The sequence below is a fragment of the Streptomyces sp. NPDC058231 genome, from assembly GCF_042882275.1.
Classification (GTDB): domain Bacteria; phylum Actinomycetota; class Actinomycetes; order Streptomycetales; family Streptomycetaceae; genus Streptomyces.
Genome location: NZ_JBHVWN010000011.1, coordinates 99,144 through 123,223 on the forward strand (window position 1 = coordinate 99,144; position 24,080 = coordinate 123,223).

23 protein-coding genes are annotated in these 24,080 nt (G+C 71.1%); 13 read left to right on the forward strand and 10 right to left on the reverse strand.

Going from position 1 to position 24,080, the window contains the following annotated elements:
• Nucleotides 1–569: 569 nt before the first annotated feature.
• Nucleotides 570–1,550 (reverse strand): tetratricopeptide repeat protein, encoded by a 981-nt coding sequence (locus tag ACFVXE_RS10965; RefSeq protein WP_389670729.1) that lies wholly within the window; start codon nucleotides 1,548–1,550, stop codon nucleotides 570–572.
• A gap of 316 nt (nucleotides 1,551–1,866) precedes the next feature.
• Between ACFVXE_RS10965 and ACFVXE_RS10970 the strand changes: the two genes are divergently transcribed.
• A complete protein-coding gene (locus ACFVXE_RS10970; RefSeq protein WP_389670730.1) occupies nucleotides 1,867–2,493 on the forward strand; it encodes a TetR/AcrR family transcriptional regulator in 627 nt (208 codons plus the stop codon).
• A gap of 14 nt (nucleotides 2,494–2,507) precedes the next feature.
• Here the strand turns inward: ACFVXE_RS10970 and ACFVXE_RS10975 are convergent, their stop codons facing one another.
• The 5 genes from ACFVXE_RS10975 to ACFVXE_RS10995 all read right to left on the reverse strand — a co-directional run bounded on the left by ACFVXE_RS10975 (nucleotide 2,508) and on the right by ACFVXE_RS10995 (nucleotide 6,120).
• The gene (locus tag ACFVXE_RS10975) at nucleotides 2,508–4,208 is read right to left on the reverse strand and encodes a methylmalonyl-CoA mutase (RefSeq protein ID WP_389670731.1); all 1,701 of its coding nucleotides are present in this window, start codon (nucleotides 4,206–4,208) and stop codon (nucleotides 2,508–2,510) included.
• An 84-nt stretch (nucleotides 4,209–4,292) separates the two neighbouring features.
• Nucleotides 4,293–4,625, reverse strand: a complete 333-nt coding sequence (locus tag ACFVXE_RS10980; RefSeq protein ID WP_389670732.1) for a DUF3817 domain-containing protein — start codon at nucleotides 4,623–4,625, stop codon at nucleotides 4,293–4,295.
• 191 nt (nucleotides 4,626–4,816) lie between these two features.
• Nucleotides 4,817–5,326 (reverse strand): MarR family winged helix-turn-helix transcriptional regulator, encoded by a 510-nt coding sequence (locus tag ACFVXE_RS10985; protein WP_389670733.1) that lies wholly within the window; start codon nucleotides 5,324–5,326, stop codon nucleotides 4,817–4,819.
• Between the two features lie 153 nt (nucleotides 5,327–5,479).
• Nucleotides 5,480–5,773 (reverse strand): MTH1187 family thiamine-binding protein, encoded by a 294-nt coding sequence (locus ACFVXE_RS10990; protein ID WP_389670734.1) that lies wholly within the window; start codon nucleotides 5,771–5,773, stop codon nucleotides 5,480–5,482.
• Nucleotides 5,770–6,120 (reverse strand): DUF3817 domain-containing protein, encoded by a 351-nt coding sequence (locus ACFVXE_RS10995; RefSeq protein WP_389670735.1) that lies wholly within the window; start codon nucleotides 6,118–6,120, stop codon nucleotides 5,770–5,772. Before ACFVXE_RS10995 ends, ACFVXE_RS10990 begins: the two co-directional genes overlap by 4 nt.
• A gap of 210 nt (nucleotides 6,121–6,330) precedes the next feature.
• Here ACFVXE_RS10995 and ACFVXE_RS11000 point away from each other — a divergent pair, with 210 nt between their 5' ends.
• From ACFVXE_RS11000 to ACFVXE_RS11015, 4 genes are all read left to right on the forward strand, one after another.
• Entirely contained in the window at nucleotides 6,331–6,963 is a 633-nt protein-coding gene (locus ACFVXE_RS11000; RefSeq protein WP_389670784.1) for an AIM24 family protein, read from the forward strand.
• Nucleotides 6,963–7,613 (forward strand): AIM24 family protein, encoded by a 651-nt coding sequence (locus tag ACFVXE_RS11005; protein ID WP_389670736.1) that lies wholly within the window; start codon nucleotides 6,963–6,965, stop codon nucleotides 7,611–7,613. The genes ACFVXE_RS11000 and ACFVXE_RS11005 overlap by 1 nt, the downstream gene beginning before the upstream one ends.
• Nucleotides 7,610–8,377 (forward strand): AIM24 family protein, encoded by a 768-nt coding sequence (locus ACFVXE_RS11010; RefSeq protein WP_389670737.1) that lies wholly within the window; start codon nucleotides 7,610–7,612, stop codon nucleotides 8,375–8,377. Before ACFVXE_RS11005 ends, ACFVXE_RS11010 begins: the two co-directional genes overlap by 4 nt.
• 126 nt (nucleotides 8,378–8,503) lie before the next feature.
• The gene (locus tag ACFVXE_RS11015; protein WP_389670738.1) at nucleotides 8,504–8,980 is read left to right on the forward strand and encodes a MarR family winged helix-turn-helix transcriptional regulator; all 477 of its coding nucleotides are present in this window, start codon (nucleotides 8,504–8,506) and stop codon (nucleotides 8,978–8,980) included.
• Nucleotides 8,981–9,039: 59 nt separating this feature from the next.
• On the opposite strand, the gene ACFVXE_RS11020 is transcribed toward ACFVXE_RS11015, so the two are convergent.
• Nucleotides 9,040–10,527 carry an ATP-binding protein gene (locus tag ACFVXE_RS11020; RefSeq protein WP_389670739.1) on the reverse strand — a complete coding sequence of 496 codons (1,488 nt, stop codon included), beginning with the start codon at nucleotides 10,525–10,527 and terminating at the stop codon, nucleotides 9,040–9,042.
• The gene (locus ACFVXE_RS11025) at nucleotides 10,524–11,183 is read right to left on the reverse strand and encodes a response regulator transcription factor (protein WP_389670740.1); all 660 of its coding nucleotides are present in this window, start codon (nucleotides 11,181–11,183) and stop codon (nucleotides 10,524–10,526) included. The genes ACFVXE_RS11020 and ACFVXE_RS11025 overlap by 4 nt, the downstream gene beginning before the upstream one ends.
• 120 nt (nucleotides 11,184–11,303) lie before the next feature.
• On the opposite strand from ACFVXE_RS11025, the gene ACFVXE_RS11030 reads away from it, so the two are divergent.
• The gene (locus ACFVXE_RS11030) at nucleotides 11,304–11,987 is read left to right on the forward strand and encodes a PepSY domain-containing protein (protein ID WP_389670741.1); all 684 of its coding nucleotides are present in this window, start codon (nucleotides 11,304–11,306) and stop codon (nucleotides 11,985–11,987) included.
• Between the two features lie 135 nt (nucleotides 11,988–12,122).
• Here the strand turns inward: ACFVXE_RS11030 and meaB are convergent, their stop codons facing one another.
• Together meaB and ACFVXE_RS11040 are read right to left on the reverse strand one after the other, a co-directional pair.
• Nucleotides 12,123–13,082 carry a methylmalonyl Co-A mutase-associated GTPase MeaB gene (gene meaB, locus ACFVXE_RS11035; RefSeq protein ID WP_389670742.1) on the reverse strand — a complete coding sequence of 320 codons (960 nt, stop codon included), beginning with the start codon at nucleotides 13,080–13,082 and terminating at the stop codon, nucleotides 12,123–12,125.
• Between the two features lie 40 nt (nucleotides 13,083–13,122).
• On the reverse strand, nucleotides 13,123–14,325 hold the full coding sequence (locus ACFVXE_RS11040; protein ID WP_389670743.1) for an acetyl-CoA C-acetyltransferase: 1,203 nt from the start codon (nucleotides 14,323–14,325) through the stop codon (nucleotides 13,123–13,125).
• 136 nt (nucleotides 14,326–14,461) lie between these two features.
• Between ACFVXE_RS11040 and mce the strand changes: the two genes are divergently transcribed.
• The 7 genes from mce to ACFVXE_RS11075 all read left to right on the forward strand — a co-directional run bounded on the left by mce (nucleotide 14,462) and on the right by ACFVXE_RS11075 (nucleotide 24,077).
• On the forward strand, nucleotides 14,462–14,890 hold the full coding sequence (gene mce / locus ACFVXE_RS11045; protein ID WP_389670744.1) for a methylmalonyl-CoA epimerase: 429 nt from the start codon (nucleotides 14,462–14,464) through the stop codon (nucleotides 14,888–14,890).
• 165 nt (nucleotides 14,891–15,055) lie between these two features.
• The gene (gene scy / locus ACFVXE_RS11050) at nucleotides 15,056–18,886 is read left to right on the forward strand and encodes a polarized growth protein Scy (RefSeq protein ID WP_389670745.1); all 3,831 of its coding nucleotides are present in this window, start codon (nucleotides 15,056–15,058) and stop codon (nucleotides 18,884–18,886) included.
• A gap of 185 nt (nucleotides 18,887–19,071) precedes the next feature.
• Nucleotides 19,072–20,010 (forward strand): cellulose-binding protein, encoded by a 939-nt coding sequence (locus ACFVXE_RS11055; RefSeq protein WP_389670746.1) that lies wholly within the window; start codon nucleotides 19,072–19,074, stop codon nucleotides 20,008–20,010.
• An 86-nt stretch (nucleotides 20,011–20,096) separates the two neighbouring features.
• Nucleotides 20,097–21,107 carry an ABC transporter ATP-binding protein gene (locus ACFVXE_RS11060; RefSeq protein WP_389670747.1) on the forward strand — a complete coding sequence of 337 codons (1,011 nt, stop codon included), beginning with the start codon at nucleotides 20,097–20,099 and terminating at the stop codon, nucleotides 21,105–21,107.
• Nucleotides 21,108–21,112: 5 nt separating this feature from the next.
• Complete coding sequence (locus ACFVXE_RS11065) at nucleotides 21,113–21,892, forward strand: ABC transporter permease subunit (protein ID WP_389670785.1); 780 nt, start codon at nucleotides 21,113–21,115, stop codon at nucleotides 21,890–21,892.
• 170 nt (nucleotides 21,893–22,062) lie between these two features.
• Nucleotides 22,063–23,211 carry an ABC transporter ATP-binding protein gene (locus ACFVXE_RS11070; RefSeq protein WP_389670748.1) on the forward strand — a complete coding sequence of 383 codons (1,149 nt, stop codon included), beginning with the start codon at nucleotides 22,063–22,065 and terminating at the stop codon, nucleotides 23,209–23,211.
• Entirely contained in the window at nucleotides 23,208–24,077 is an 870-nt protein-coding gene (locus tag ACFVXE_RS11075; protein ID WP_389670749.1) for an ABC transporter permease subunit, read from the forward strand. Before ACFVXE_RS11070 ends, ACFVXE_RS11075 begins: the two co-directional genes overlap by 4 nt.
• The last annotated feature ends 3 nt before the right edge of the window (nucleotides 24,078–24,080 follow it).

The following is a 24,080-nucleotide window of genomic DNA, read 5'->3' on the forward strand; positions in this document are numbered from 1 at the left end:
CGGTCCGGGCGAGGGCCCGTCCTGGGATGGGAGAAGTGCTACGTCCTCGGATAGGAGAGCGCCGCGACCGGAGACGTGAACCGCGTCCGAACCACCGACGATCACCCCCGAGCGACAACCACTGGCCACGCGTTCGCGCAACCTGGCCGGACAGGCCCTGCCGGTCGGCAGGAACCCCCCTGTCCGCGGCCGGCGCCACTGCCGCCGGCCCACTCGGTGGGGAACCAATTCGGCCGCCACGCCGACTGGCCGTCGGGCTGGCGTCATTGGACCGAGCGTGGCCGATCGTGGTCCATTCGCGGCCATGACACAAGGGGGTTCGTTACTGGCTAGTAACGGCCCGATAACCAAGGCGCGACAGGGCGGCGTCACCCGGCCACACAGGGTGGCAGGGAACACGCGGAGGAAACGGAGAATTGGGGTCCTTAAGCGGACAGATCCCAGTGCGCGATTTACTGCGAGTAACAGGCCGTGCTTTTATCAAGATTTGGTAAAGCAAGGCCTACTCTTGTCGCCGGGCGGCGAAAACGGCCGCAGCACCACCGGGGCGCCGCGGCCGCGTTGTCACATCAGAACAAGACGCGGGCCAGTGCCGTACGCGCGGCGCCGACGCGCGGGTCGTCGGGACCGATCACGTCGAACAGCTCCAGCAGCCGCAGCCGCGCGCGGTCCCGGTCGTCGCCGAAATTCCGGCGCACCGTCTCGACCAGCCGACCGAAGGCGTCCTCGACATGACCGCCGACCAGATCCAGATCGGCGGCGGCGATCTGCGCCGCCACGTCGGCCGGCTTCTCGGCGGCGTCCTGGCGGACCTGCTGCGGGTCCATCTCCTTGACCCTGCCCAGCAGTTCGGCCTGGGCCAGGCCCAGCTTGGCCTCGCTGTTGGCCGGGTCGTCGGCGAGCACGTTCCGGTACGCCTGCACGGCGCCGCCGAAGTCCCCCGCGTCCAGCGCCCGTACGGCCGCCTCGAGCAGTGCGTCGTGCGGTCCCGCGGGCACCTCGGCCGGTTCCTGCGCGGCGGCGTCCGGTCCGTCGGCATCCGGGTCGACCGTGATCCCGGTGAGTCCGAACCGCTCCTCGCCGACCTGGATCAGCTGGTCCAGCGTCTGCCGGATCTGGGCCTCGGGGGCCGCCCCCTGGAAGAGCGGGAGCGCCTGTCCGGCGACGACGGCGAAGACCGCCGGGATGCCCTGGATGCCGAACTGCTGCATCAGCATCTGATTGGCGTCGACATCGACCTTGGCCAGTACGAAGCGGCCGTTGTACTCACGTGCCAGGCGCTCCAGGAGCGGGCCCAGCTGCTTGCACGGCTCGCACCACTCGGCCCAGAAGTCGATGACGACGGGGACCTCGGCCGAGCGCTGGAGGACATCGTCCTCGAAGCCCGCCTCATCGACGTCGATCACCAGGGAGGAGGGGGACACCGCACCGCCGCCGCCCTGTCGGGCGGCCTCGGCACGAGCCTGCTCCGCCTTCACCTTGGCCTCGCCGGCCGCCTTCACCGCGGCGAGGTCGACGACGCCGCTCATGGACATGTTCCTAGGCTGCATACGTACATCCTCCCCCCTCGGCACGCTGTTACGGAAAGCGATCCTGGAACCGCTTCCGTCCGGGACCCCGCCGGAGTGCGGGGCGCACGGACTTCCACGGCCCGAAGGCCCCCGAAGGGCCCGTTCCTGCGCCGGGTCCCCACCCGGCGCCTGTGGCTGTCGTTCGCTCGTGGCGTGACGCCGGCCGGGCCGTCGTCCTTACGCTACGAGCCGTAGCGTAACTGCCCACCCCCCTTCACGCACAGGACTCTTCGGTGATCTGTCTCACGGCGAACGGGACCGGCCGGATTTACCTACTGGCGGGTATGGTCACGGCATGCCGAGCCACAGTCATCCCAATCCCGCCCGAACGGGACGACCTCGCAGCGCCGCGGCCGATGAAGCGATCCTGGAGGCCTGCCGGGCGTCCCTGGTCGACCTCGGCTGGTCGAAGCTGACGATGGGGGACGTGGCGACGCGGGCCGGGGTGGCGAAGACGACGCTGTACCGGCGCTGGGCGGGCAAGAACGAGCTGGTCGTGGACGCCGTCGCGGTCCTCTTCGACGAGCTGGAGCTGCCCGACCTGGGCAGCCTGTCGGCCGATGTGCAGGGTGTGGTGCTGCAGTTCGCGGCGCTGCTGGAGCGCCCGGAGACCAGGACCGCTCTGATGGCGGTGGTCGCGGAGTCCACCCGTGACGAGGCGCTGCGGGCCCGGATCCGCGATTCGATCGTGGAGCGGCAGAAGCGGCTGGTGCTGCTGGGGCGGGAGCGGGCGCAGCGACGCGGCGAGCTGCCTGTCGAGACGGACGAGGCGGCCGCGTCGACGGCAGATCTGATCTTCGATGTGATCGCCGGTGCGGTGGTGCACCGGACACTGGTGAGCGCCGAACCCGTCGACGAGGACTGGGCCCGGCGCTTCACCGTTCTGCTGCTGGCAGGACTGGGCGCGGCGGCGGCCGCGTAGGGCCTGCCGCCCCGTCAGAAGCCCGGCGGCTCGGTGTACGTGCCCCACTCGTCCCGCAGGACTCCGCAGATCTCGCCGAGCGTCGCCTCGGCCCGTACGGCGTCGAGCATCGGCGCGATCATGTTCGAGCCGTCCCGGGCTGCGGCCAGCATCGCGTCCAGCGAGGCGCGGACCCGGGCGTCGTCCCGGGCCGCCTTCCGGCCGGCGAGCTCGCGGACCTGCTCACGCTCGACCTCGTGGCTGACCCGCAGGATCTCCAGGTCACCGGTGACCGAGCCGTGGTGGACGTTGACGCCGACGACCCGCTTGTCGCCCTTCTCCAGCGACTGCTGGTACCGGAACGCGGACTCGGCGATCTCGCCGGTGAACCAGCCGTCCTCGATGCCGCGCAGGATGCCGGAGGTCATGGGGCCGATGGGATGCAGGCCGTCCGGGTGCGCCCTGGTACCGCGCTCCTTGATCCGGTCGAAGATCTTCTCGGCGTCGGCCTCGATCCGGTCGGTGAGCTGCTCCACGTACCAGGAACCGCCCAGCGGGTCGGCCACGTTGGCGACGCCGGTCTCCTCCATCAGCACCTGCTGCGTGCGCAGCGCGATCTCGGCGGCCTGCTCGGAGGGGAGCGCGAGGGTCTCGTCGAGGGCGTTGGTGTGCAGCGAGTTGGTGCCGCCGAGGACGGCGGAGAGCGCCTCCACCGCGGTGCGGACGACGTTGTTGTAGGGCTGCTGCGCGGTGAGCGAGACCCCGGCCGTCTGGGTGTGGAAGCGGAGCCACTGCGCCTTGTCGGTCTTCGCCCCGTACACCTCCTTCATCCAGCGGGCCCAGATCCGGCGGGCGGCGCGGAACTTGGCGATCTCCTCGAAGAAGTCGAGGTGTGCGTCGAAGAAGAAGGAGAGGCCGGGGGCGAAGGTGTCGACGTCGAGCCCGCGGGAGAGGCCGAGCTCCACGTACCCGAAGCCGTCGGCGAGGGTGTACGCGAGCTCCTGCGCGGCCGTCGCCCCGGCTTCGCGGATGTGGTATCCGGAGACCGAGAGCGGCTTGTACGCGGGGATGTCGCGCGCACAGTGCTCCATCAGGTCGCCGATGAGGCGCAGGTGCGGCTCGGGCTGGAAGAGCCACTCCTTCTGCGCGATGTACTCCTTGAAGATGTCGGTCTGGAGCGTGCCGTTGAGCACCGCCGGGTCGACGCCCTGCCGCTCGGCGGCGACCAGGTACATGCAGAAGACGGGTACGGCGGGTCCGCTGATGGTCATGGACGTCGTGACGTCGCCGAGCGGGATGTCCTTGAAGAGGATCTCCATGTCGGCGGCGGAGTCGATGGCGACCCCGCAGTGCCCGACCTCACCGAGCGAGCGCGGCTCGTCGGAGTCGCGGCCCATCAGCGTGGGCATGTCGAAGGCGACACTGAGCCCGCCGCCGCCCGCGGCCAGGATCATCTTGTACCGCTCGTTGGTCTGCTCCGCGTTGCCGAAACCGGCGAACTGGCGGATGGTCCAGGTGCGGCCGCGGTAGCCGGTCGGGTAGAGACCCCGGGTGAAGGGATACTCGCCGGGCCAGCCGATCCGCTCGAAGCCCTCGTACGTGTCCCCGGGGCGGGGGCCGTACGCGGGCTCCACCGGGTCCCCGGAGAGTGTGGTGAAGTCCGCGTCGCGCTTGCGGGCCTTGTCGTAACGGGCCTGCCAGCGTCGGCGGCCTTCCTCGATCGCGTCAGCGTCCATGGAACCCAATTTACTAGGACGTCCTAGTAAATGTCGATAACAAACCGCCCGGCGCTTCGCGCGGGGCGGTTCGAGGGAGCCGGATCAGGCTTTGACAGGTACCGGGGAGCCGTCCGCGATCAGCGGCTCGACCTCACGGACGACCTTGCGCTCGACGAAGAACGCCGCGGTCGGGATCGTGCCGGCGATCAGCACCCAGAGGAGCTTGCCGAGCGGCCACTTCGCCTTGGACCCCAGGTCGAAGGCGAAGATCAGGTAGATGATGTACAGCACACCGTGGATCTGGGAGACGACGAGCGTCAGCCCCTCACCGGTCTCGAAGCCGTACTTGAAGACCATGCAGGTGCAGAGCACCAGCAACATGACGGCGGTGACATAGGCCATCACCCGGTACCGGGTCAGCACACTGCGTTTCATGGCATCGAGCGTAACCGGACGCCCGGGGCGATCTTGCAGCGGGCTCGGGCGCCGCGGGCGGCCGGTGCGCCCGCGGCGGCCCCGCCGCCGTCCGGCGCCACCCGAAGGAGCGGCCCCGACGGACGCCGACGACCTCGACGCGAGCCCGGGAACGGTGACAGGGCACGCGAGGCCGGCACGCCCAGCGCCCCTCAGCTCTCCTCGAAGTCCCGGGCCGCGATCCTGAGCGGGCGCAGCATCGCGAAGATCTCCGCGCACTCCTCGGCGTCGTACGCCCCGAGTCCGAACTCCATCCCCACCAGGTCCCGGGTCGCCGCCTCGACGACCTCGCGGCCCTTGTCGGTGATGGAGGCGAGCGTGCCACGCCCGTCGTTCGGGTTGGGGCGCTTGTCGACCAGGCCGGACCGCACCAGCCGGTCCACGGTGTTCGTGACGGAGGTGGGGTGGACCATGAGCCGCTCACCGATCTTGGACATCGGCAGCTCACCGGCCTTGGAGAAGGTGAGCAGCACCAGCGCCTCGTACCGCGCGAAGGTCAGGCCGTACGGTTTGACGACCGCGTCGACCTCGGCGAGCAGGATCTGCTGCGCTCGCATGATCGAGGTGATCGCCCCCATCGAGGGGACCGGACCCCAGCGCTGCTGCCAGAGTTCGTCGGCGCGGGCGATGGGGTCGAACGGGAGACTGAGCGGCTTCGGCACGGCATCGACCTTACCCACTGGTCATATGCCGGTCAGCTCCGTCTCGAACTTCGGTCCGAGGATCGCGTGCGGGGGGCCGGCGCCCGCGCCCGGACGCCGACGGGCCCCCGCGCGTGCGGCGCGGGGGCCCGTCGGGGATGCGGTTCGGGCGGGTCAGTCCGCGAGGTGGCGCTCGATCGTCTCGACCTTCGACGTCAGACCGTCGGTGACCCCGGGGCGGATGTCGGCCTTCAGTACGAGCGAGACGCGTCCGGCACGGGCCTCGACGGCCGCGACGGCGCGCTTGACGACGTCCATGACCTCGTCCCACTCGCCTTCGACGGAGGTGAACATGGCGTCCGTACGGTTGGGCAGCCCGGACTCGCGGACGACCCGGACGGCGTCGGCGACGTACTCGCCGACGTCCTCGCCGACCCCCAGCGGACTGACGGAGAAGGCGACGATCATGCGCCGACCACGCCCTCGCGGCGGGCCCGGGCCGCGATGACGCCGTCGGCCTCGTACCGCTTCAGCACCTTGTCGCCGTACAGCCCGCCGAACGGCAGCAGCGAGAGCAGGAAGAAGAACGCCACGCGCTTCAGGGGCCACTTGGTCTTGGCCCAGACGTCCAGCAGCAGGACGGCGTAGATCACGAACAGCACGCCGTGCAGGGCGCCGAGCGGCATCATCAGGAAGTCGATGTCGGAGACCCGGCTGAGGATCGAGCCAAAGATGATCAGCGCCGGGAAGGAGAGCGCCTCGGGAATCGAGATGAGGCGCAGCCGGTGCAGGGCGGTAGCGGTCTTGATGTCCACAGGGGCACCTTCGGTGGGAGGGTCGTGACAGCTTGTGAATGCGGGCACAAGCATCCCCATTGTGGCATCGGCACCGGGCGGGCCCGGGGGCGGGGGCACGATGACGGCCGGCGGAACGTATCGGCGCATATCAGGGTCGATTCAGGGTGCGGACAGGTCGATGGGCCCTGTCCCGACCGGGTCCCGTGCCGCTACCGTCGCGGGGTGGCAATGTTCCGACTCCAAGGCAGCAGGACGCTCGCCGTCGATCTGACCGGCGACGCCGTCAAGGCGAAGAACGGCTCGATGGTCGCGTACGACGGCCGGATGGCGTTCAAGAAGATGTCCGGCGGCGGTGAGGGCATCCGCGGGATGGTGACCCGCCGCCTCACCGGCGAGCAGATGACCGTGATGGAAGTGACAGGACAGGGCACCTGTTACTTCGCCGACCGCGCCAGCCAGATCAACCTCGTCTCGTTGCGGGGCGAGAAGCTCTACGTGGAGGCGAGCAATCTGCTCTGCACCGACGCCGGGCTGCGCACCGGCACCACCTTCACCGGGCTGCGCGGCGGGGCGACCGGCAACGGCCTGTTCACCACCACCGTCGAGGGCACCGGTCAGGCGGCGATCATGTCCGACGGTTCGGCCGTGGTGCTGCGGGTGACGGCCCGGTACCCGCTGTTCGTCGACCCGGGCGCGTACGTCGCCCATCAGGGCGATCTGCAGCAGCACTTCCAGTCCGGGGTCAACTTCCGGACGCTGATGGGCGAGGGGTCGGGCGAGTCGTTCCAGATCCGGTTCGAGGGCGAAGGGCTCGTCTACGTACAGCCGAGCGAACGGAACACCATCGGGGGCGATGTCTGATGCCGTTCCGTGAGATCAACTCGAAGATGGTCGAGGCGACGGTGGTCCCCGGCCAGAAGATGTTCAGCCAGCGCGGGGCCATGCTCGCGTACCGCGGCGAGGTGTCGTTCACCCCGAACATCCAGGGCGGCCAGGGCGGCGTGATGTCGATGATCGGCCGGCGGATGGCGGGCGAGGCGACCCCGCTGATGACGGTGGAGGGCAGTGGCACGGTGATGTTCGGCCACGGCGGCCACCACATCCAGGTGATCAACCTGACCGGCGACACGCTCTACGTCGAGGCCGACCGGCTGCTCGCCTTCGACGGAACGCTGCAGCAGGGCACGATGTTCATGGGCTCGCAGGGCGGGGTCATGGGCATGGTGCGCGGCCAGGTGACCGGGCAGGGCCTGTTCACCACCACGCTCAGGGGTCACGGCGCGGTCGCGGTGATGGCGCACGGCGGCGTGATCGAGCTGCCGATCGTCCCGGGGCGCGAGGTGCATGTGGACCCGCAGGCCTATGTCGCGCACCACGGCGACGTACGCAACAAGCTCTCCACCGCGCTCGGCTGGCGCGACATGGTGGGGCGCGGCTCCGGCGAGGCGTTCCAGCTGGAGCTCAGCGGCAGCGGCGCCGTGTACGTCCAGGCCTCGGAGGAGAAGCTGTGAGCACGCCCGTGATCTTCGATCCGACGACCCTGCCGTCGGACGACAACGTCAACCCGTACACCTTCTGCGTCGAGCTCAAGGGGAGCCGGTGGTTCCTGCAGAAGGGCAAGATGATCGCCTACTACGGGCGGATCGAGTTCAACGGCATCGGTCACGGCCGCTTCGAGCGGCTGATCCGTACGAGCTTCCACTCACCGCTGCACGCCGCCGACTGGGTGGTGGCCGAGGGCAGCGGCAAGATGCTGCTCGCCGACCGGGCCTTCGACGTCAACTCGTACGACCTGGACGAGGGGAACCTGACCATCCGGTCCGGCAACCTGCTCGCGTACCAGCCGACGCTGGCGCTGAAGCAGTCGATCGTGCCGGGCTTCCTGACGCTGATCGGGACGGGGAAGTTCGTGGCCGCGTCCAACGGGCCCGTGGTCTTCATGGAGCCGCCGCTGCGCGTCGATCCGCAGGCGCTGGTGGGCTGGGCGGACTGCCCCTCGCCGTGCCACCACTACGACCACGGCTACATGACGGGTGTGATGGGCGGGCTCCGGTCGCTGACCGGGATCGGCGGGACCTCGGGCGAGGAGCACCAGTTCGAGTTCGTCGGCGCCGGCACGGTGCTGCTCCAGTCGACCGAGGTCCTGATGGCGGAGCAGCCGACGGGGGCGGTGCCGCACGCGGCGGGGGTGCCCGGCGGCGGCGCGGGTCAACCCGGCGCCGCTCCCCGTCTCCCCGGTCAGCTGGGGGACCTCCAGCGGCGCTTCGGTTTGTGAACGATAGTCTGCGGAGTGTGACACCGAGCGTCCGCGCCCGGCCCCGGAGCCGGCACCCCCGGCCGGTGCCGGATGTCACACCCCTCAACTTCGTCCGGCTTTCAACTTCTTAGGTAGAATTCATACATGGAGACCGAGACGGCCACCCGCTGGCTGAACGACGCGGAGCAGTGCGCCTGGCGCACCCACCTGGACGTCAGCAGGCTGCTCATGCACCAGCTGGAGAAGGACCTCCAGCCGTTCGGCCTGACCAACAACGACTACGAGATCCTGGTGAACCTCTCGGAGTCGGACGACCAGCGCATGCGCATGAGCGACCTGGCCGCGGCCACCCTGCAGTCCAAGAGCAGGCTCTCGCACCAGATCACCCGCATGGAGGCGGCGGGGCTGGTCCGCCGGGAGAACTGCGAGTCCGACCGCCGCGGACTGTACGCGGTACTCACCGAGGCCGGCGCGGAGACGATGCGGAAGGTCGCTCCGCACCATGTCGCTTCGGTGCGCAAGCACTTCATGGACCTGCTCACGCCGGAGGCCCTGGCGGACCTGCACGCGGCGCTGACACCGGTCGCGGAGCACCTGCGGGGACGGCGCGGCAAGCCGTAACGCCGGCGGGCACGCGTCCGCGAACGGCCCTGCGCCGCACCGGGTGCGGACATCCGTCCTCAGCCGCCGGGCGGGCTCGGGTGCGGCAGGCGCAGTTCGAAGCGGGCCCCGCCCGCTGCCGCCCGGGTCACCGTGAGGGTGCCCCGGTGCCGGTGGGCCACGTCCCTCGCGATGGCGAGGCCCAGACCCGCGCCGCCCTCGTCCCGGCTGCGGGCGTCGTCCAGGCGGACGAAGCGTCCGAAGATGCGCTCGCGTTCGGGCTCCGGGACGCCCGCCCCGTCGTCGGCGACCGCCACGACCACGGCGCCGCGCTCCACGGCGGCCGAGACCACGACCGAACGCTCCGCGTGACGTTGGGCGTTGTCCAGCAGATTGCCGATCACCCGCGCCAGCTGCCCGCGCGAACCGGCGACCTCCAGCGGCCCCGGGTCCGGCACGGCCACCGTCACCGGGATCCGGTCGCCGGTGCGCTGCGAGACCTCCTCACGGACCAGTGCGCCCAGGTCGAGCCGTGAGCTCCCCGGCCGCTCCCCCGCGTCCAGGCGCGCCAGCAGAAGCAGATCGGCGGCCAGCACCTGGAGCCGTACGGTGTCGGCGACCGCGCCCGGCACGTCCAGCAGCCCCGGATGGGCGGCGCCGACCTCCAGCTGGGTACGCAGGGAGGCGATCGGGCTGCGCAGCTCGTGCGAGGCGTCCGCGACGAAGCGGCGCTGCCGCTCGACCGAGGCCTCCAGCGCGGTCAGGGTCTCGTTGGTGGTACGGGCCAGCCGGGCGATCTCGTCGCGCGAACCGGGCTCCGGCACCCGCCGGGACAGATCCGCCGACGCCGTGATCGCGGCCATCTCCGCCCGGATGCCCTCGACGGGCCGCAGCGCGCGCCGGGTCACCAGCCAGGTCACGGCGGCGACGACCAGCAGCATCACCGGGAGCCCGATCAGCATCGCGGCGCGCACACTGCCCACCGCCTCCTGCTCGGTGGCGAGCGGGGCGCCCGCGTGGACGGTCAGGGTGACACCGGCGCCGGTGGTCGCGGAGACGGCGGCGAAGCGGTAGTCGGCGGCGCCGCCCGTGACCGTGGCGGTGCCGTTGGTGAAATCCGGTTCGTCGGTGGCGACTTCACCGCGCCCGGGGGTGTCCGCGTCGTCGTCGCCGCGGTTGCGGTCACCGCCGTGCCGGTCGCCGCCGCCGTCGTCGTCGTCGGAACCGTGGTCGTCGGAGCTCCCGGGGGCGGCCGACGGAACGGGCACGACCCGGTCCGTGCCGGTCCCGGTGACCGCCTCCAGGTCCTCGGACGCGGCGACCAGCCGCCCGTCCTCGTCGGTCACCTGGACCGGGTGCTCCCTCGCGTCGGGCAGGTCGAGTCCGGTGTACGGGACGTCGAGGGCCAGCTGCCCGGCGACCTCCCGAGCCGCCACCTCCGCCTGCAGGCCCGCCTGGTCGGTCAGATTGGCGCGCAGCACCAGGAGTACGGCGAGTCCGGCGCCGATCAGCGCGACCGCGACCACCACCGTGGCGCCGAGCGCGGCCCTGGCCCGTACCGATCTCACAGCGCCTCCAGCCGGTAGCCGGCTCCCCGCACCGTACGGATGGACGCCGCACCGAGCTTGCGCCGCAGCGTGCTCACGTAGACCTCGACGATGTTCGGGTCGCCGTCGTAAGCGAAGTCCCAGACGTGCTCCAGGATGTCCGCCTTGCTCACCACCTGGCCCGCCCGCAGCGCCAGTTGTTCCAGCACGGCGAACTCCTTCGCGGTGAGCGGGACTTCGTCCTCGCCGACATGGAGCCGGCGGGCCGCGGTGTCCATCCGCAGCCCGCCGACGGCGATCACGGGCGAGGCCGAACCGCCGCGTCGCCGCAGCAGCGCGCGGATCCGGGCGACCAGCACCACGTAGGAGAAGGGCTTGGTCAGATAGTCGTCGGCGCCGGTGTCGAGCCCCTCCGCCTCGTCGTACTCCCCGTCCTTCGCGGTCAGCATCAGGATCGGCACGTCGTGACCGGCGGCGCGCAGGGCGGCGCAGACCCGGTAACCGTTCATCCCCGGCAGCATGATGTCGAGGACCACGAGGTCGTACACGCCCTCGCCCGCCCGGTGCAGCCCCTCCAGGCCGTCGTGCACGACATCCACGGCGAAACCCTCGGCGGTGAGCCCCCCGGCCAGGGACCTCGCCAGCCTCTTCTCGTCCTCCACGATCAACAGGCGCATACGCACAGAGTGGCAAACCGAACCTGAAGGCGTCTTCAGGTCGCTTCAGGCTGCGTTCAGCATCGCCGCCGCAGTGTGGACGTCGTGGCACACCGGCCACTCGACGGAGGAGGAACCCTCATGCAGCGCAGGATCGCCATCGCGGCCGTCACCGCGGCCGTACTCATCGGCGGCGGGACCGCCACGGCCGTCGCCCTCACCGACGACCACGGCCAGGACGACCACCGGAACAGCCGGAGCGACGACCCGAGCAACCACCGGAGCAACGACCGCAGCGACGACCGCCGGGAGGACCCCGGTGCCGCCACCACCGCCACCGGGTCCGCGCGGGTCCGCGTCGGCGACGCCGTGGCGGCGGCCGTCAAGGCGGTCCCCGGCAAGGTCACCGAGGCCGAACTGGACGACGCCGGCGGCACGACGGTCTGGAAGGTCGACGTGTACGGCTCCGACCGGAACCGGCACGACGTGACCGTCGACGCCGGCAGCGGGAAGGTGCTCGGCAGTCATCGGTCCGACGACGGCCGGAGCGCCCCTCGGCCGGCGTCGGTTTCGCTCGCCGCAGCGGTGGACGCCGCCCTGCGCTCGGCGCCGGGCACGGTCACCTCGATCGAACTGGACGGCGCGGACAGCGGGTACGGCGCCGTGCACTGGGAGGTCGGCGTCACGGGCCGGGACGGCAGGCGGCACGAGCTGGACGTGGACGCGAGGAGCGCCCGGGTCGCCGCCGACCGTCCGGGCGAAGACCGGCACCACGGCGACGACAACAACGACGACCGCGGGCACGGGCACGGGCACGACGACTGATCAGGGGGCGTATCCGGAGAGCACCGGCCACAGGCCGTGACGGCGAAGGGTGCCGCAGGCCGCGCACGGAGCCGGGGCGGGGTGTGCGGCGGCCGCACACCGGCCGCACACCCCGTGTCCGTCGGGAACTTCCCGTCAGGCCCCGTTCGTGATTCCCGCGACGAGTTCGTCGGCTGCCGCGTACGGGTCGAGGCGGCCGGCCACGATGCGTTCGGCCAGGGCGTCGAGGCGTCGGTCGCCGTGGAGGTCACCGATGCGTTCGCGCAGACGGGTGACCGCGATCGTCTCGACCTCGCCCGCCGCGCGCGCCGTGCGGCGCTCGGCCAGGACGCCGTGCTCCTCCATCCAGGCCCGGTGCTTCTCCAGCGCCTCGACGACCTCGTCGATGCCCTCGCCGCGGGCGGCGACCGTCTTCACGATCGGCGGGCGCCAGTCGCCGGGGCCGCGGGCCTCGCCCAGGCCCAGCATGTGGTTGAGCTCGCGTGCAGTGGCGTCGGCGCCGTCCCGGTCGGCCTTGTTGACGACATACACGTCACCGATCTCCAGGATTCCGGCCTTCGCCGCCTGGATGCCGTCACCCATGCCGGGGGCGAGCAGGACGACGCAGGTGTCGGCCTGGGCGGCGATCTCCACCTCCGACTGGCCCACACCGACCGTCTCCACCAGGATCACGTCGCAGCCGGCCGCGTCCAGCACCCGGATGGCCTGCGGCGCCGACCAGGCGAGCCCGCCGAGATGTCCGCGGGTGGCCATGGACCGGATGTAGACGCCGGGGTCGGAGGCGTGCTCCGACATTCGGACCCGGTCGCCGAGGAGCGCGCCGCCGGAGAACGGCGACGACGGATCGACGGCCAGGACACCGACCCGTTTGCCGGTCCGCCGGTACGCCGAGACGAGCGCGGAGGTCGAGGTCGACTTGCCGACCCCCGGTGAACCGGTGAGCCCGACGACGTACGCGTTCCCGGCCAGCGGCGCCAGGGCCGCCATCACCTCGCGGAGCTGCGGCGACGCCCCCTCCACCAGCGAGATGAGCCGGGCCACGGCCCGCGGCCGGCCCTCACGGGCCTGCTCGACCAGGGTGGGGACGTCCACCATTACCGCTCCGTTCGGTTCGCTCTGTGCGTGGGTACGAGGACTACTTGCCCGGAACGCGGATGATCAGCGCGTCGCCCTGACCGCCGCCGCCGCACAGCGCCGCCGCACCCGTGCCGCCGCCGCGCCGCTTCAGTTCCAGCGCGAGGTGCAGCACGACACGGGCGCCGGACATCCCGATCGGGTGACCCAGTGCGATGGCGCCGCCGTTGACGTTCACCTTTTCCGGGGTGACTCCGAGGTCCTTCATCGACTGGACGGCGACGGCCGCGAACGCCTCGTTGATCTCGATGAGGTCCAGGTCCTCGACGCCGATGCCCTCCTTCTTCAGCGCGTGCCTGATCGCGTTGGACGGCTGCGACTGGAGCGAGTTGTCCGGGCCCGCCACATTGCCGTGGGCGCCGATCTCGGCGATCCAGTCCAGGCCCAGCGCCTCGGCCTTGGCCTTGCTCATCACGACGACCGCGGCGGCGCCGTCGGAGATCTGTGACGAGCTGCCCGCCGTGATGGTGCCGTCCTTGGTGAAGGCGGGGCGCAGCCTGCCGAGCGATTCGGCGGTCGTCTCGGCGCGGATGCCCTCGTCCTTGGCGAAGAGGACCGGGTCGCCCTTGCGCTGCGGGATCTCGACCGGGGTGATCTCGGCCTCGAAGAGCCCGTTCTTCTGGGCGGCGGCGGCACGCTGATGGGAGAGCGCGGCGATCGCGTCCTGGTCCGCGCGGGCCAGGCCCAGCCGGGTGTTGTGCTTCTCGGTGGACTCACCCATCGCGATGTTCTCGAACGCGTCGGTCAGACCGTCGTACGCCATCGCGTCGAGCATCTCGATCGCGCCGTACTTGTAGCCCTCGCGGGACTTGGGGAGCAGGTGCGGGGCGTTGGTCATGGACTCCTGGCCGCCCGCGACCACGACGTCGAACTCGCCGGCGCGGATCAGCTGGTCGGCCAGCGCGATCGCGTCGAGTCCGGAGAGGCACACCTTGTTGACGGTGAGCGCGGGGACGTTCATCGGGATGCCGGCCTTGACCGCCGCCTGGCGCGCCGGGATCTGCCCCGCCCCGGCCTGCAGCACCTGGCCCATGATCACGTACTCGACCTGGTCGCCGCCGATGCCGGCCCGGTCCAGCGCGGCCTTGATGGCGAAGCCGCCGAGGTCGGCTCCGGAGAAGCTCTTCAGGGAGCCGAGGAGGCGGCCCATGGGCGTACGGGCGCCCGCGACGATCACTGAGGTGGTACCGGTCGTTCCAGGCATGAGGCACGGCCCCTTGGGATTAGATGTGAACGAGGGTTTACTCGAATGTACTGAGCGGTACGCCGCCCGTCATCCGGCAGTGGGTGTGACGGCGCGCACGTTGCGTAACCATCGGCGGGACGCTCCACTGTTGTCCATGCTGACGCGAATCGACCACATCGGGATCGCCTGTTTCGACCTCGACAGCACCGTCGAGTTCTACCGTTCCACCTACGGCTTCGAAGTCTTCCACTGCGAGGTCAACGAGGAGCAGGGCGTGCGTGAGGCCATGCTCAAGATCAATGAGACCTCGGACGGCGGTGCCTCGTACCTCCAGCTCCTGGAACCCACCCGCGAGGACTCGGCCGTCGGTAAATGGCTGGCCAAGAACGGGGAGGGGGTCCACCACATCGCCTTCGGCACCGCGGACGTCGACGGGGATGCCGCGGACATCCGTTCCAAGGGCGTCAGGGTGCTCTACGACGAGCCCAGGACCGGTTCCATGGGGTCACGGATCACCTTCCTGCACCCCAAGGACTGCCACGGCGTTCTCACCGAACTCGTCACGTCCGCAGCGGAGCACTGACCTCCGGATACCCGGCCCGGTAGAGTGGGCTGTTCCGGGCCGGGGCCGGGTCGGGGCCGCGCCGCGTCCTCAACCGTTGATCTGTCACCATTCCCCGGGGGACCGTTCGCCGGCGAGCGGTACTCGTTTCGAGAGTTGCGACCAGGGGACGGATGGGACCGCGCAGTGCGGGGCTACGAACGCCAGGAGAGCCACCGAGCTGAAGACGACCATCTCTCGCGGTTCGAAGCCGAGATGGACCGGCTGAAGACCGACCGGGAGAAGGCCGTCCAGCACGCCGAGGACCTCGGTTACCAGGTCGAGGTCTTGCGCGCCAAGCTGCACGAGGCTCGGCGCAATCTCGCGACCCGTCCCGCGTACGACAGCGCGGACATCGGCTACCAGGCCGAACAGCTCCTCCGGAATGCCCAGATCCAGGCGGAGCAGCTGCGCACCGACGCCGAGCGCGAGCTCCGTGACGCGCGGGCGCAGACGCAGCGGATCCTGCAGGAGCACGCCGAGCACCAGGCACGGCTCCAGGCCGAACTGCACAACGAGGCCGTGCAGCGGCGGCAGCGGCTCGACCAGGAGCTGGCGGAGCGCCGCCAGACCGTCGAGTCGCACGTCAACGAGAACGTGGCCTGGGCCGAGCAGCTCCGGGCCAGGACCGAGTCGCAGGCCCGCCGGCTGCTCGACGAGTCCCGGGCCGAGGCCGAGCAGTCCCTGTCGGCCGCCCGCGCCGAGGCCGCCCGGCTGGCGGACGAGACCAGGCAGCGGCTCGGCTCCGAGGCGGAGTCGGCCCGTTCCGAGGCCGAAGCGATCCTGCTGCGCGCCCGCAGGGACGCGGAGCGGCTGCTGAACGCCGCCTCCAGCCAGGCGCAGGAGGCCACCACCCACGCCGAGCAGCTGCGTTCGTCGACGACGGCGGAGATCGAGCAGACCCGTCAGCAGACCGCCGAGCTGAACCGGACCGCCGAGCAGCGCATGCAGGAGGCCGGGACCCAGCTGCGCGAGGCGCGGCTGGAGGCGGAGAAGGTCCTCACCGAGGCGAAGGAGGCCGCGGTCAAGCGGCTGGCCGGTGCCGAGTCGCAGAACGAGCAGCGCACCCGTACGGCCAAGTCGGAGATCGCCCGGCTGGTCGGCGAGGCCACGAAGGACGCCGAGGCGCTGAAGGCGGAGGCCGAGCAGGCGCTCGCCGACGCCCGCACCGAGGCGGACCGGCTGACGTCCGAGGCGACCGAGAAGGCCCGCACGGCAGCCGCCGAGGACACCGCAGCTCAGCTCGCCAGGGCGGCACGCGCCGCCGAGGAGGTGCTGACCAAGGCGTCCGAGGACGCCAGGTCGACCACGAAGGCGGCCGGCGAGGAGGCCGAGCGGATCCGCCACGAGGCGGAGGCCGAGGCGGAGCGGCTGCGCGGCGAGGCGGCCGAGCAGGCCGACCAGCTCAAGGGCGCGGCCAAGGACGACACCAAGGAGTACCGGGCCAAGACCGTCGAGCTGCAGGAGGAGGCGCGCAGGCTGCGCGGCGAGGCCGAGCAGCTGCGTTCCGAGGCGGTCGCCGAGGGCGAGCGGATCCGGGGCGAGGCCCGCCGCGAGGCGGTCCAGCAGATCGAGGAGGGCGCGAAGACCGCCGAGGAGCTGCTGTCCAAGGCGAAGGCGGACGCGGAGGAGCTGCGGAACTCCGCGGGCACCGAGAGCGACCGGGTCCGTACCGAGGCGATCGAGCGCGCCACCTCGCTGCGCAATCAGGCCGAGGAGGCCCTGGAGCGGGCCCGCGCCGAGGCCGACCGGCTGCGCACGGAGTCCGAGGAACAGGCGGAGTCCACCACCGCAGCGGCCGAGCAGGCGGCGACGGAGCTCCGCGAGGAGACCGAGCGCGCGGTCGCGGCCCGGCATGCCGAGGCCGCCGACGAGCTGACCCGGCTGCACACCGAGGCCGAGACCCGGGTCACCGACTCCGAGCAGGCGCTGACGGAGGCGCGGGCCGAGGCGGAACGGATCCGGCGTGAGACGACCGAGGAGTCCGAGCGGCTGCGTGCGGAGGCGGCCGAGCGGCTGCGCTCCCTGCGGGAGCGTGCGGAGACCGAGGCCGAGCGGCTTCGCGACGAGGCCGCCGCGGACGCGTCGCGGTCGCGTGCCGAGGGCGAGACCGTCGCCGTACGGCTGCGCAGCGAGGCGGCCGCCGAGGCCGAACGGCTCAAGTCCGAGGCGCAGGACAGCGCCGACCGGATGCGGGCCGAGGCCGCGGCCGCGGCCGAGCGGGTGGGCACGGAGGCTGCCGAGGCGCTGACCGCCGCCCAGGAGGAGGCGAACCGGCGCCGCCGCGAGGCGGAGGAGACCCTCGACGGGGCACGCACCGAGGCGAACCAGGAGCGAGAGCGCGCCCGCGAGCAGAGCGAGGAGCTGCTGGCCTCCGCCCGCAAGCGGGTCGAGGAGGCGCAGACCGAGGCGCACCGGCTGGTCGAGGAGGCGGACGCACGGGCGACCGAGATGGTCTCCGCGGCCGAGCAGACCGCCCAGCAGGTACGCGACTCCGTCTCCGGTCTCCAGGAGCAGGCCGAGGCCGAGATCGCCGGGCTGCGTTCCACCGCCGAGCATGTCGCGGAGCGGACGAAGTCCGAGGCGCAGGAGGAGGCCGACCGGGTCCGCACCGACGCGTACGCGGAGCGGGAGCGGGCCAGCGAGGACGCGGGCCGGATCCGCCGGGAGGCGCAGGAGGAGTCCGAGGCCGCGAAGGCGATGGCCGAGCGGACGGTCAGCGACGCGATCACCGAGTCGGAGCGGCTGCACACGGAGACCGCGGAGTACAGCCAGCGGATGCGCACCGAGGCGTCCGACGCGCTGGCCGCGGCCGAGCAGGACGCCGCCCGCAGCCGTGCGGAGGCCCGCGAGGACGCCAACCGGATGCGCGGCGACGCCGCGGCCCAGGCCGACCGGCTGGTCGGCGAGGCCACCGCCGAGGCGGAGCGGATCCGTACCGGGGCGACACAGCAGGCGACGACCCTCGTCACCGACGCGACGGCCCAGGCCGACCGGCTGGTCGGCGAGGCCACCGACGAAGCGGAGCGGCTGCGGGCGGAGGCGGCGGCCACCGTGGGCTCGGCCCAGGAGCACGCGGCCCGTACCCGCGAGGAGTCGGAGCGGGTGCGCACCGAAGCGGAGGCCGCGGCGGAGCAGATGCGCGCCGAGGCGCGCGACGAGGCGGACCGGCTGCTCGACGAGGCGCGTGAGGCGGCGGCCAAGCGCCGGGCCGACGCCGCCGAGCAGGCCGACCAGCTGATGAACAAGGCCCAGGAGGAGGCGCTGCGCGCCGCCACCGAGGCCGAGGAGCAGGCCGACACCATGGTCGGCGCGGCCCGCAAGGAGGCCGTGCGGATCACCTCGGATGCGACCGTCGAGGGCAACAGCCTGGTGGAGCGGGCCCGTACGGACGCGGACGAGCTGCTGGTCGGTGCGCGCCGGGACGCCACGGCGATCCGGGAGCGGGCCGAGGAGCTCCGGGCGCGCCTGGAGAGCGAGATCGAGGAGCTGCACGACCGGGCCCGGCGGGAGACCGCCGAGCAGATGAAGACGGCGGGCGAGCGGGTCGACAAGCTGATGAAGGCGGCGACGGAGCAGCGCGAGGAGACCGCGGCGAAGGCCAAGGAGCTCCTGGCGGACGCCAATTCCGAGGCGAGCAAGGTCCGGATCGCCGCGGTGAAGCGGGCCGAGTCGCTGCTGAAGGAGGCCGAGCAGAAGAAGGCCACCATGGTCCGTGAGGCCGAGAAGCTGCTCGCCGACGCCGGGCAGGAGGCGAAGCGGACGGTCGACGAGGGCAGGCGCGAGCTCGATGTCCTGGTGCGCCGTCGCGAGGACATCAACACGGAGATCTCCCGTGTCCAGGACGTGCTGGAGGCGTTGGAGTCTTTCGAGGCACCGGCGGGTGGCGGGAAGGGTGCGGGCGGCGGATCCGGTGGCGGCGTCAAAGCCGGAGCCTCCGCGGGCACTCGATCGAGTGGCAAGTCGTCGGAGGGGTAGTCCATCGACCGTGTCACGTGCTTCGACAGGGACGTTCAACCCTCCGGGTGGCAAGGGTTCGGGGGGTTAGCCACTCAAAAGGGGTGTCATTCTCCAGATCAAACGGGCATCCGCTCGATGACACGCCGCTCCGGCCCCTAGGATTCCCCCTATCACCTCACCGGTCTTACTTCGACAGGAACCCCATGAGTGACCCTTCCTCCCCCTTCGGCTTCGAGCTCGTGCGGCGTGGTTACGACCGCGGTCAGGTGGATGACCGCATTACCAAGCTCGTCGCCGACCGTGATAGTGCTCTGACCCGCATCACGTCTCTGGAAAAGCGCATCGAGGAGCTCCACCTCGAAACGCAGAACGCCCAGGCCCAGGTGAACGACGCAGAGCCGTCGTACGCGGGTCTCGGTGCGCGCGTGGAGAAGATCCTCCGCCTCGCCGAGGAGGAGGCGAAGGACCTGCGCGAGGAGGCCCGTCGCGCCGCCGAGCAGCACCGCGAGCTCGCCGAGTCGGCCGCCCAGCAGGTGCGCAACGACGCCGAGTCGTTCGCCTCCGAGCGCAAGGCGAAGGCCGAGGACGAGGGCGTCCGGATCGTCGACAAGGCCAAGGGTGAGGCCACCGCGCTGCGCACCGACGCCCAGAAGGACGCGGCCCAGAAGCGCGAGGAGGCCGACGCCCTCTTCGAGGAGACCCGCGCCAAGGCCGCCCAGGCCGCCGCGGACTTCGAGACCAACCTGGCCAAGCGCCGCGACCAGTCGGAGCGCGACCTCGCGTCCCGCCAGGCCAAGGCCGAGAAGCGCCTCGCCGAGATCGAGCACCGCGCCGAGCAGCTCCGCCTGGAGGCCGAGAAGCTCCGCACGGACGCCGAGCGCCGGGCGCGTCAGACGGTGGAGACCGCGCAGCGCCAGTCCGAGGACATCGTGGCGGACGCGAACGCGAAGGCCGACCGGATCCGCAGCGAATCGGAGCGCGAGCTGGCGGCTCTCACCAACCGCCGCGACTCGATCAACGCGCAGCTGACCAACGTCCGCGAGATGCTGGCGACGCTGACCGGTGCCGCGGTGGCAGCCGCCGGTTCGCCGGTGGACGACGAGCCCGTCACCCGTGGTGTCCCGGCTCAGCAGACCCGCTGACGCCGCAGCACCTCAGCTGTACTTTTTGCGCGCCCGGTTCCGCCTTTGTGGTGGCGCCGGGCGCGCGGCCGTTCTAGCGTGAACGCATGATCGAGCTGGATGGCCTCACCAAGCGCTTTGGCAACAAGGTTGCTGTCGACCACCTTTCGTTCCAGGTCCGGCCCGGAATGGTGACGGGCTTTCTGGGTCCGAACGGGGCGGGCAAGTCCACCACGATGCGGATGATGCTCGATCTCGACAACCCGACCGGCGGATCGGTGCGGATCGACGGCAAGCACTACCGCGATCTGGAAGAACCGCTGAAGTACATCGGTGCGCTGCTCGACGCCAAGTCGATGCACGGAGGCCGCAGCGCGTACAACAATCTGCTCTGTCTCGCGCAGAGCAACCGCATCCCGGCGAGCCGGGTCTCCGAGGTGCTCGACACCGTGGGCCTGAGCGCGGTGGCGAGGAAGAAGTCCAAGGGATTCTCGCTCGGAATGGGCCAGCGGCTCGGAATCGCGGCCGCGCTGCTCGGTGATCCCGAGATCCTGATGTTCGACGAACCCGTCAATGGTCTGGACCCCGAGGGAATTCACTGGATCCGGAATCTGATGAAGATGCTCGCGGCGGAAGGCCGGACCGTCTTCGTCTCTTCGCATCTCATGAGCGAAATGGCCCTCACCGCGGAGCATTTGATCGTCATCGGTCAGGGCCGGCTGCTCGCCGACACGTCGATGGCCGACTTCATCCACCAGAACTCGCGCAGCTACGTACGGCTGCGCTCCCCCCAGCAGGAACGGCTGCGCGACGTGCTGCACGAAGCGGGCCTCGTCGCGGTCGAATCGGGGAACGGCACGCTGGAGATCGACGGCTCCACCACCGAACAGCTCGGCGAGCTCGCCGCCCGGCACCAGATCGTGCTGCACGAGCTGAGCTCCCAGCGGGCCTCGCTGGAGGAGGCGTTCATGCAGATGACGGCAGACTCCGTGGAGTACCACGCCCACTCCGACCACGAGGGGGCGCCACCGCCGGCCGGCCCGCACTGGGGCGAACAGTGGAACCAGCGGAGCGGCGGCTCCGCGCCCAGCACCTCCGGCCCGGGAAAGGGTGCGTGACGACGATGGCATCGGTACCCGCTGTCCTGAACTCCGAGTGGACCAAGATCCGTACGGTCTCCTCGACCACCTGGACCCTCATCTCCGCCTTCGCCGTCACGGTGGCACTGAGCGCGGCGCTCTGCGCGCTGATGAACTCTCAGTTCGACGGCCTCCCCGAGGCGGAGCAGGCCACCTTCGACCCGACCCTGCTCAGCTTCTCCGGGATGATCCTCGGTCAGCTGGCGATGGTCGTCTTCGGCGTCCTGGTGGTCGGTACGGAGTACAGCTCCGGCATGATCCGCACCTCGCTCGCGGCCGTGCCGCAGCGCGGCTCGTTCCTCTTCAGCAAGGTTCTGGTCGCCGGCGCGCTGTCGCTGGTGGTCGGACTGGCCACCGGATTCGTCTCGTTCTTCCTCGGCCAGGCGCTGCTCGGGGACCACAGCACGGACATCGGCGCGGACAACGTCCTGCGCGCGGTCTTCGGCGGCGGCATCTACATGGGCCTGATCGCGATCTTCTCCATGGGCGTGGCGACGATGCTGCGCAGCTCGATGCTCTCGCTCGGCATCCTGATGCCGTTCTTCTTCCTGGTCTCGCAGATCCTCTCCGCGGTCCCGGGCGCCAAGAACGTGGCCCGGTACTTCCCCGACCAGGCCGGGTCCAAGATCATGCAGGTCGTCCCCGACGCCATGAACAGCGATGCGGCGCCGTACGGCCCGTGGGGCGGGCTCGGGATCCTGGCCGCGTGGGTGGTGGCCGCGCTGGCCGGCGGCTACCTCGTGCTCAAGAAACGGGACGCCTGACGGCCGCGAGGCCGGCCGGGAGCGCGGCCGTCCGGCGTGTCACGGAGGTGACGCGCCCCGCAGCGGCTTGGCCGGAACCGTCAAGGCCTGGATATCCTCCTAACTCTTACGGGGGGCGTACGGCCTGACGGCCTGGGCCCCGACGGCAGATAAGTCGATGGGGCTGGAGCATGATCGAGGCAGTCGGCCTGACCAAGCGCTATGGCGCGAAGACGGCCGTGTACAACCTTTCCTTCCAGGTGCGGCCGGGCGCCGTCACCGGTTTCCTCGGTCCCAACGGGTCGGGCAAGTCCACCACGATGCGCATGATGCTCGGTCTGGACCGGCCGACTTCCGGCCATGTGACGATCGGAGGACACCCGTACCGCAGCCTGCCGAACGCGCCCCGCCAGGTGGGCGCGCTGCTGGACGCCAAGGCGGTGCACGGCGGGCGAAGCGCCCGTAACCACCTGCTCTCGCTGGCCCAGCTCGCCGGCATCCCGGCCGCCCGGGTCGACGAGGTGCTCGGCGTCGTGGGCCTCCAGGACGTCGCGAGGAAGCGCTCCAAGGGCTTCTCGCTCGGCATGGGGCAGCGGCTCGGGATCGCGGCCGCGCTGCTCGGCGACCCGCGGGTGCTGCTCTTCGACGAGCCGGTCAACGGCCTCGACCCGGAGGGCATCCTCTGGGTGCGCAACCTGATGAAGATGCTGGCCGCCGAGGGGCGGACGGTCTTCGTCTCCAGCCACCTGATGAGCGAGATGGCACTCACCGCCGACCATCTCATCGTGATCGGGCGGGGGCAGCTGCTCTCCGACATGAGCGTCAAGGACTTCATCTCCGCCAACTCCGCCGACTTCGCCCGGGTACGGGTCCCGGATGCCCAGCCGGAGCAGCGGGAGAAGCTGACCGCCTCGCTCACCGAGGCGGGCGGCCGGGTCATGTCGGAGCCGGACGGGGCACTGCGGGTCACCGGGCTGAAGCTGCCGCGGATCAGCGATCTGGCGCACGAGTCGGACGTCCGGCTCTGGGAGCTGTCGCCGCACCAGGCCTCGCTGGAGGAGGCGTACATGCGGATGACGCAGGGCGCCGTGGACTACCGCTCGACGACGGACCAGAAGGCCGGGCTGCAACAGCCTGTGCCTGCGGTCGGGTACGCCCCGCCGCAGCAGCCCTTCCAAGAGGTGCCGCAGCAGGGCTGGTACGCCCCGCCGCCGCCCGGACAGAACCCGTACGCGGCGGCCCCGGCCGCTCCTCCCGCCGGGCCCGTGGCCGCCCCGGCCGCGTCCGCAGGCCCCGCAGCAGACCAGACCGCGCGCGACACCAGCGAGGACGCCCGATGACCACTCCGCCGACCCCGCAGGCTCCGTACCAGCCCCAGCCGGCCCCGCAGCAGCACTGGCAGGCGCCGTCGGCCGGCCACTACGCCTCGCCGATCGAGCAGCGCGACGCCACCCTCGGCGACGCGCTCGCCTCCGAGTGGACCAAGATCCGCTCGGTGCGCTCCACGATGTGGACGCTCGGCGTCATGATCGTGCTGCTGCTCGTCATCGGGCTGCTGTCGGCCGTCGCCGTCAACGCCTCCGGCACGGCTCTCGGCAGCACCCCGGTGCTGAGCCTCGGCTTCTTCGGCGTGCTCCTCGGTTCGATCTGCGTGATCACCCTCGGCGTGATGACCATCGCCTCCGAGTACGGCACCGGCATGATCCGTACGACGCTCACGGCCTGCCCCAGCCGGGCCCGGGTCCTGACCGCGAAGTCGATCGTCTTCTTCCTGCTCACGTTCGTGATCACCACGGTGACGACCGCGCTCGTCGCGGCGCTGCAGACTGCCGTCCTGGACGGCGGGAGCGCGAGCGGTGACGACTGGCTGCGCGCCACCGTGGGCGTCGGCCTCTACATCGCGACCCTGGGACTGCTCTCGCTCGCGGTCGGCGCCCTCATCCGGCACTCCGCCGGTGCGATCACGATCATGATCGCCGCGGTGCTGCTGCCGCTGGTTCTGGCCATGTTCATGTTCGCGGAGTCGCTCGCCGACGTGCAGCAGGCGCTCTTCGAGTACTCGATCCCCAGCCAGCTCGGCGGGCTGTACGACGCCTCGGTCTCCGCGTCGGGGCCGTCCGGCTGGGAACCGCTCTGGATCATGGTCGGTGTCACGGCCGTGGTCATGACCGGCGCCTATGTGGCGCTGGACCGGCGTGACGTCTGACCG

Coding starts and splice junctions, on each gene's coding strand:
- ACFVXE_RS10965 (WP_389670729.1), bottom strand. CDS start 1,550: ATGCAGCCTAGGAACATGTCCATGAGCGGCGTCGTCGACCTCGCCGCG.
- ACFVXE_RS10970 (WP_389670730.1), top strand. CDS start 1,867: ATGCCGAGCCACAGTCATCCCAATCCCGCCCGAACGGGACGACCTCGC.
- ACFVXE_RS10975 (WP_389670731.1), bottom strand. CDS start 4,208: ATGGACGCTGACGCGATCGAGGAAGGCCGCCGACGCTGGCAGGCCCGT.
- ACFVXE_RS10980 (WP_389670732.1), bottom strand. CDS start 4,625: ATGAAACGCAGTGTGCTGACCCGGTACCGGGTGATGGCCTATGTCACC.
- ACFVXE_RS10990 (WP_389670734.1), bottom strand. CDS start 5,773: ATGATCGTCGCCTTCTCCGTCAGTCCGCTGGGGGTCGGCGAGGACGTC.
- ACFVXE_RS11000 (WP_389670784.1), top strand. CDS start 6,331: ATGTTCCGACTCCAAGGCAGCAGGACGCTCGCCGTCGATCTGACCGGC.
- ACFVXE_RS11005 (WP_389670736.1), top strand. CDS start 6,963: ATGCCGTTCCGTGAGATCAACTCGAAGATGGTCGAGGCGACGGTGGTC.
- ACFVXE_RS11015 (WP_389670738.1), top strand. CDS start 8,504: ATGGAGACCGAGACGGCCACCCGCTGGCTGAACGACGCGGAGCAGTGC.
- ACFVXE_RS11025 (WP_389670740.1), bottom strand. CDS start 11,183: ATGCGCCTGTTGATCGTGGAGGACGAGAAGAGGCTGGCGAGGTCCCTG.
- ACFVXE_RS11030 (WP_389670741.1), top strand. CDS start 11,304: ATGCAGCGCAGGATCGCCATCGCGGCCGTCACCGCGGCCGTACTCATC.
- meaB (WP_389670742.1), bottom strand. CDS start 13,082: ATGGTGGACGTCCCCACCCTGGTCGAGCAGGCCCGTGAGGGCCGGCCG.
- ACFVXE_RS11040 (WP_389670743.1), bottom strand. CDS start 14,325: ATGCCTGGAACGACCGGTACCACCTCAGTGATCGTCGCGGGCGCCCGT.
- mce (WP_389670744.1), top strand. CDS start 14,462: ATGCTGACGCGAATCGACCACATCGGGATCGCCTGTTTCGACCTCGAC.
- ACFVXE_RS11055 (WP_389670746.1), top strand. CDS start 19,072: ATGAGTGACCCTTCCTCCCCCTTCGGCTTCGAGCTCGTGCGGCGTGGT.
- ACFVXE_RS11060 (WP_389670747.1), top strand. CDS start 20,097: ATGATCGAGCTGGATGGCCTCACCAAGCGCTTTGGCAACAAGGTTGCT.
- ACFVXE_RS11065 (WP_389670785.1), top strand. CDS start 21,113: ATGGCATCGGTACCCGCTGTCCTGAACTCCGAGTGGACCAAGATCCGT.
- ACFVXE_RS11070 (WP_389670748.1), top strand. CDS start 22,063: ATGATCGAGGCAGTCGGCCTGACCAAGCGCTATGGCGCGAAGACGGCC.
- ACFVXE_RS11075 (WP_389670749.1), top strand. CDS start 23,208: ATGACCACTCCGCCGACCCCGCAGGCTCCGTACCAGCCCCAGCCGGCC.